Origin of the sequence: Streptomyces nanhaiensis, from assembly GCF_046614825.1 — a bacterium.
Classification (GTDB): Bacteria; Actinomycetota; Actinomycetes; order Streptomycetales; family Streptomycetaceae; genus Streptomyces; species Streptomyces radiopugnans.
In genome coordinates this window covers 24705-31131 of the sequence record NZ_JBKJFM010000064.1, presented here as the reverse complement: position 1 = coordinate 31131, position 6427 = coordinate 24705, and the positions used below count along the sequence as shown (strand labels likewise).

The following is a 6427-nucleotide window of genomic DNA, read 5'->3' as shown; positions in this document are numbered from 1 at the left end:
CGCGGCGTCCCCGCCGGACGGCCCCCGCGCCGCCCGGGCCGCCCGGGCCGTCCGCTCCGTCCGGGGCGCCGACCGCCGCTCCCTCCAGGATCCGCCGGTGCAGCTCGCGCAACTGCGCCCCCGGCCCGACGCCCAGGTCGTCACCGAGCCTGCGGTACGCCTCGCGGTAGCAGGCCAGCGCGTCGGCGCGCCGCCCCTGCCCCGCGAGCGCGAGCATCCGTCTTCGGTACAGGTCCTCGCGGTGGGGGTGCCGGGCGAGGAGCGGATCGACATCCGCGAGCACCCGCTCGTACTCGCCCAGGGCCAGCCGTGTGTCCAGCAGGGCCTCCACGGTCCGCCACCGCTCCTCCTCCAGCCCCTGGCGCGCGGCCGGGACGAAGGGCTCCGAGCAGCCGCTGAGCGCCGTGCCGCGCCAGCAGCCGAGGGCGGTGGAGAGCAGCTCGGCCGCCCGGCCGAACCGCCCCGCCTCCGCCTCGCCGCGGCCCCGCGAGGCGTGGTCGCGGAAGACGGCCAGATCGGTGGTGTGTGCTCCGGACCTGAGCAGGTAGCCGCCGTCGGTGGTCACCAGCGCCTCGCCGTCCGTACCGTCGGCCTCCGCCCGCAGCCGCCGCCGCAACCCGCTGACCAGGTTGTACACCTGGGCACGGGCACTGCCGGGAGGGTCCTCCCACAGCAGGTCGACGATGCGGTCGTGGGGGAGCACGTATCCGGTGTTGAGCACGAGCAGCGCCAGCAGGGATCTCTCACGGCCGGCGCGCGGGCCCAGCCGCGCGCCGTCACGCCGTCGTATCTCCACCGGCCCCAGGATTCCCAACTGCACTCGTACGAGCCCCCTTTCGCGTACCGGACGGCCGCGGCCGGCCGCCGAGACCGGTGGGCCATACCTTCCCCGGCAGTTGTGGCATGTACACGAAGGCGAGGTGTCGGTCCGCCGAGGAACGGGGAACACCGCGCCGGGCCGTACACCGTGCGGGTCCCGGAACCGGTGTCCGCGCCGTCGGCGGCTCCCGCCCTCCGGTCGGCGGCCGAGGTCTCACCCGCGTTCCCGGAGGTACGCCTCCAACTCGGCGGCCCCGGTCAGCATCGCCCGCGAACGGGCGGACAGCCGGCCGTGCCAGTCGCGCAGCACGGCCTCCAGCGGCTCCAGCCCGCCGGCCGCCCGCACCCGGTCTATCAGCGGGGCGATCTGCTCCAGCGGATGACCGCCCCGCCTGAGCTGGTGGACCAGCCGGGCGTCCCGTACGGCGGCCTCGCCGTAGACGCGGTACCCGGTCCGCGGGTCGCGGTGCGGGCGGACCAGCCCGGCGCGCTCCCACTTGCGCAGTGTCGCGGGCCGGATGCCGAGCTTCCCGGCCAGCGGTCCGATGAACGTGCCGCCGGAGCCGGAGCCGGAGCCGGAGCCGGGCCCGTCTGCCGAGTCCCGCCAGGGCGCCGCGCCGCGCCCGGCACCGGATTCCAGACCGCGCAGGGCGCTCTCCACGGCCCGGAGGGTCCGCCGGTCGTCGAGGAGCTGGGCGTGGCTCTCGTCGACGAGGCGGAACGCCTCCTCGTCCGCGCCCTCGTTCACCGCCCGCATGATCGCCGCCGCCCCCTGGTGGCCGTGGCCGGGCACCAGGGCGAGGAAGGTGCGCAGCGCCCGCGCGTGCAGCGGGGTGTAGGCGCGGTAGCCGTGGGGCGTGCGGTCGGCGGCCGGGAGGATGCCGGCCGCCTCGTAGTTCCTGACCGCCTGAGTGGACAGACCGTGCCCGCGCGCCAGATCGACCGGCCTGAGCCGCTTGCCGTCTTGAAGGTTCTGCGCCATTCGGCCGACGATATCGCGGAAAAGTCTCCACCGGCAGTTCAACGATAGCGTTGAGGGCATGGCTACCGACACCAAGGACACCGCCCATGCCGTCGAGGCCGCCGCCGTCATGGGGATGCTCCCCGGCCGGCCCCGGCTGCTCGCGCTGGGCGAGCCCACCCACGGCGAGGGCGCGCTGCTGGATCTGCGCAACGAGCTGTTCCGGCAACTCGTCGAGGAGGAGGGCCACCGGACGATCGCGATCGAGAGCGACTGCGTGGCGGGCCTGATCGTGGACGACTACGTCACCTCCGGCACGGGCACCCTCGATCAGGTCATGGAGAGCGGCTTCAGCCACGGCTGGGGAGCCTTCCCGGCCAACCGCGAACTCGTGCGGTGGATGCGCGCCCGCAACGTCCGCGCCGCCGAGGAGGGCGGACCCGCGTCCGAGCGGCTCCGCTTCGCCGGTTTCGACGGCCCGCTGGAGATCACCCACGCCGCGAGTCCCCGGCAGGCCCTCACCGCGCTCCACGGTTACCTGGCGGCCCATGTGGACACCGACCTGCTCCCCTGCACCGCGCGGACGCTCGACCGCCTGCTCGGCCCCGACGACCGCTGGACCGATCCCGCCGCGATGACGGACCCGTCCCGCTCGGCAGGGCGGTCGGCCGGGACCGGCCGGCTGAGACTGCTCGCCGACGATCTGGTGGCGCTGCTGGAGGAGTGGACGCCGCACCTGATCACGGCGACCTCGCGGGAGGAGTGGGACCGGGCGCGCCTGTACGGGCGTAGCGCGACCGGCCTGCTCCGCTACCACCGGCGGATGGCCGACACCTCGCCGAACCGCCTGGCGCGACTGACGGGCCTGCGGGATTCGATGATGGCCGGCAACCTCCTCGCCCTCGCCGAGCGGGGCCCGGTGTTCGTCCACGCCCACAACGCCCATCTCCAGCGGCGCAAGAGCACGATGCGGATGGGCGGCAGGCCGCTTGAGTGGTGGAGCGCGGGCGCACTGGTGGCCGCCCGGCTCGGGAAGGAGTACGCCTTCGTGGCCACGGCCCTGGGCACGATCCGGCACCGGGGAGTGGACACCCCGCCGCCGGACACCCTCGAAGGGCTCCTGTACGCGCTCCCCCCGGAGCGCTGCCTCGTCGACGCCCGGCGGCTGGCCCCGGCCCTCGACGGCACGCGCCTCGAGCCCCGTGTGTCCCCCTGGTTCGGCTACGCACCCCTGGACCCGGCCCACCTGGCGGACACCGACGGCGTCGTGTTCGTCAGGGACGTCCCGCAGGGCTGACGCCCCGGGCGGCCGGTCCTCCTGCGGCGGAAAGGTCCGCCGCAGGAGGGGGAGGGGCTCGCAGGTCGTGGCGCACGGGCCCTTTCCAGAAGCCCGTACCGCTTCTAGGGTCGGTTCGGTAAGCGCTTTCTGCCGCCGTCGGCCACCGAAGGAGCCCGAACCCGATGCCCCCGGTCACCCAACGCCTCCGCGCCGCCGTCGTCGGCGCCGGAGCCATCGCCACCGTCGGCCATCTGCCGGCCCTCCAAGCCCACGCGGACGAGGTCGAGCCGGTCGCCGTCGTCGACGTGGACGCCGGACGGCTGGACGCCTTCCGCGCGCAGACCGGCACCGATGTGGCGGGCTACACCGACCTGGACCGGATGCTGGAGCGGGAGAGACCCGACCTGGTGCTGATCGGCACCCCGCCCTCCCTCCACCGGGAGCAGACGACGGCCGCGCTGCGCGCCGGCGCGTGGGTGCTGTGCGAGAAGCCGCTGTGCCTCTCCCTCGCCGAGTACGACGAGATCGCCGCCGCCGAGGGAACGGAGGAGCAGGGCGGCCCGTACGCCACCGTCCTCTTCCAGCACCGCTACGGCTCCGGCGCCGTCCACGCCCGCGAACTGCTCGCCTCCGGCGCGCTGGGCGCCCCGCTCGTCGCCCACTGCCAGACCACCTGGTACCGCGACGCCGCCTACTACTCCGTCCCCTGGCGCGGCCGGTGGGCCACCGAGGGCGGCGGCCCCGCCATGGGCCACGGCATCCACCAGACGGACCTGCTGCTGCACCTGCTCGGCGACTGGGCCGAGGTGCGGGCCATGGCCGGACGCCTGGTGCACGACGTGGAGAGCGAGGACGTCTCCACCGCCCTGGTCCGCTTCGAAAGCGGCGCGGTGGCCACCGTCGTCAACAGCGTCCTGTCCCCCCGGGAGGCCAGCGGCATACGCATCGACTGCTCCGACGCCACCGTCGAACTCACCCATCTGTACGGGCACTCCAACGACGACTGGGTCTACACGCCCGCCCCCCACGTGGCGCGGGCCCCCGGCGGAGCCGACCGCGTCCGCGCCTGGCGCACCCCGGCGGCGGACCTGCCCAGTTCCCACACCGCCCAGCTCGCGGCCGTACTCGCCGCCCGGCGCGCGGGCGTCCGGCCGCCCGGCAGCGGCCACGAGGCCCGCCGCACGGTGGAGTTCACCGCCGCCCTGTACAAGGCCGCCTTCACCGGGCGCCCGGTACGCGCCGGCGAGATCGCCCCCGGCGACCCGTACTACACCGCCATGCACGGCGGCCACCCCGACTGGGCGCCGCGCACCTCCCCGGCGGAGGCCGCCCGGTGAGCGCGCCGCTGACCGTCACCCACGTCCACGGCGAGCGGATCTCCGTCTCCTGCGGCGCGGTTGAGCTGATGGCCTACGTCTACCGGCCCGATCCGGACGCCTTCGAGTCCCGCAAGCCGTACGCCCACCCCCTGCGCACCCTGGCCGGCCGCACCGTCACCGGCTACCGGCCCAGCGACCACCGCTGGCACAAGGGGCTGCAGATGACCGCCAGCCACCTGTCCGGGCAGAACTTCTGGGGCGGCAACTCCTACGTTCCCGGCCGCGGTTACCTGCCGCTGCGCGACCGGGTGGGGTGGATGCGGCACGACGCCTTCGACGCGGTGGACGTCCTCGGCCCGGACGGGGACCGGGTGCGCATGGCCGAACGGCTGACGTGGATCGAGAACGGCGGGCGGGAGTGGGCCCGCGAGACGCGGACCGTCGAGGTGCACTCGGCCGAGCCCGAGGAGGGCGCCTGGGCGCTGGACTGGTCGATCCGCCTCACCAACGTCCGCGCCGAGCCGCTGGTGTTCGGCTCCCCGACCACCGCCGGGCGCGAGATGGCCGGCTACACCGGCCTCCACTGGCGCGGTCCGCGCGATCTCACCGGCGGCGACGTCCTCGGCCCCGGCGGCCGGGGCGGGAAGGGGGAGGCCGGCGCCGCGGCCATGATGGGCACGCGGGCACCCTGGCTGGCCTTCACCGCCGAACGCGACGCGGTGGACGCGCACACCACCCTGGTCTTCGCCCACGCGCCCGGGAACGACGGCGCGATCCACGCCTCCCACTGGTTCGTGCGATCCGAGCCGACCCCGGTCGTGGCCTTCTCCTGGGCCTTCTTCGAGGAGTTCGAGCTGCCGCCGGGCGAGAGCTTCGCCTACCGCTACCGCGTGGTGATCGCGGACGGCGCCTGGGACGGCGACCGGGTGGAGTCCTGGCTCGGGGCGCACGGATGGTGAGTGCGGGGATGGCGGGCGCGAGAATGGCGGGCGCGGGGGTGGTGAACGCAGGGGCACCGGGCGCAGGGCCCGCCCGCGGGGCGGCGCGCCGGTGCGCCCGTCAGGTGCGCGCCTCCAGGTCGCGCCGGGTGTCGTCGCCGTACACGCCCTCCTCGTCCCCCCGGATGCCGTACCACTGCTGGTAGCGGGCGACGGCCTCGGCGACCTCGGCGTCGTAGCGGCCGTCGACGTCGCCGCCGGGGTAGACGCCCTGGATCCGCCGCAGCCGCCGCTGGAGCTCCGCCACCTCCGGACCGCTGTCGCCCTCCCGCAGCATGGCGGACGCGGGGCTCCGCGACTGCTGGGAGGCGGGGTTGGGCGGCGGCGCGGCGGACACCGGCGGGGTGGGGACCGGCTGTGCGGGTCCGGGCGGCGTGCCGTCCGGAGCGGTGGCGGGCGCGGAGGGAGCGGATGCCTCGGGGCCGGGAGAGCCGGACGCGGACGGCGTGCCGTCCGGACCGGAGTCCACCGGCTCCGAGGAGGGGGGCGGACCGCCGGACAGCGGCGTACGCGGGTCGGCGGGCGTCAGGACGCCGGAGACCACCAGCAGGGTCGCCAGGGCGGAACCGATCGCGCCGGTCGTCAGGACCAGGGCGGTGGTGCGCGGACCGCGGTGTCCGGTCAGGAAGCCCGTGCGCGGTTCGGGGGGTGTGACGGACTCGGCCGGCGCGGCCGGACCGCCCGGGCCGGAGCCACCGGTCCCCGCGTCACGCGGCCCGCCCCCGGGCACGCCGCCGCCGGGCCGCCGTGGTGTGTCCGGTTCCGGACGGTCCCACGGGCCCAGGGACCGCGGCCGCCCGGCGGCCTGACGGCGAGACCGCGGCCTCGGGTCGGGACGCAACGCCATCTCCCCCCTCCTGTTCCTCCCCCGCCCCGCACGGCGGGCGCGAGGGGGACCGCCGTGCGCCCGCGCGAACGCTCCGCGGCCGGTGCGCACCCCGTCGCGCCGCAGAGTACGCGAACGCTCACGGATGGTCCCCGGAAAGGACCTTACTCGGTCACCGCCGCACCGGAGCCGGTCGTGCGCCGCCGGTGCACGGCTTCTTCACGT

General features: G+C 75.8%; 6 protein-coding genes. 3 read left to right on the top strand and 3 right to left on the bottom strand.

Annotated features, from left to right (window positions below; genetic code table 11):
- A partial coding sequence (locus ACLIYP_RS15860; protein ID WP_412713779.1) for an AfsR/SARP family transcriptional regulator occupies positions 1-820 on the bottom strand: 820 nt, incomplete at its 3' end.
- Between the two features lie 213 nt (positions 821-1033).
- A complete protein-coding gene (locus tag ACLIYP_RS15855; RefSeq protein ID WP_412713778.1) occupies positions 1034-1801 on the bottom strand; it encodes a TioE family transcriptional regulator in 768 nt (255 codons plus the stop codon).
- Positions 1802-1859: 58 nt separating this feature from the next.
- Between ACLIYP_RS15855 and ACLIYP_RS15850 the strand changes: the two genes are divergently transcribed.
- From ACLIYP_RS15850 to ACLIYP_RS15840, 3 genes are all read left to right on the top strand, one after another.
- Positions 1860-3077: an erythromycin esterase family protein gene (locus ACLIYP_RS15850; protein WP_412713777.1), complete on the top strand. Its 1218-nt coding sequence runs from the start codon at positions 1860-1862 to the stop codon at positions 3075-3077.
- Positions 3078-3241: 164 nt separating this feature from the next.
- Entirely contained in the window at positions 3242-4396 is a 1155-nt protein-coding gene (locus ACLIYP_RS15845; RefSeq protein ID WP_412713776.1) for a Gfo/Idh/MocA family protein, read from the top strand.
- Complete coding sequence (locus ACLIYP_RS15840; protein WP_412713775.1) at positions 4393-5337, top strand: DUF6807 domain-containing protein; 945 nt, start codon at positions 4393-4395, stop codon at positions 5335-5337. The genes ACLIYP_RS15845 and ACLIYP_RS15840 overlap by 4 nt, the downstream gene beginning before the upstream one ends.
- 100 nt (positions 5338-5437) lie before the next feature.
- Here ACLIYP_RS15840 and ACLIYP_RS15835 read toward each other — a convergent pair whose 3' ends face one another.
- Positions 5438-6106 (bottom strand): peptidoglycan-binding domain-containing protein, encoded by a 669-nt coding sequence (locus ACLIYP_RS15835; protein ID WP_412713774.1) that lies wholly within the window; start codon positions 6104-6106, stop codon positions 5438-5440.
- Positions 6107-6427 lie beyond the last annotated feature (321 nt).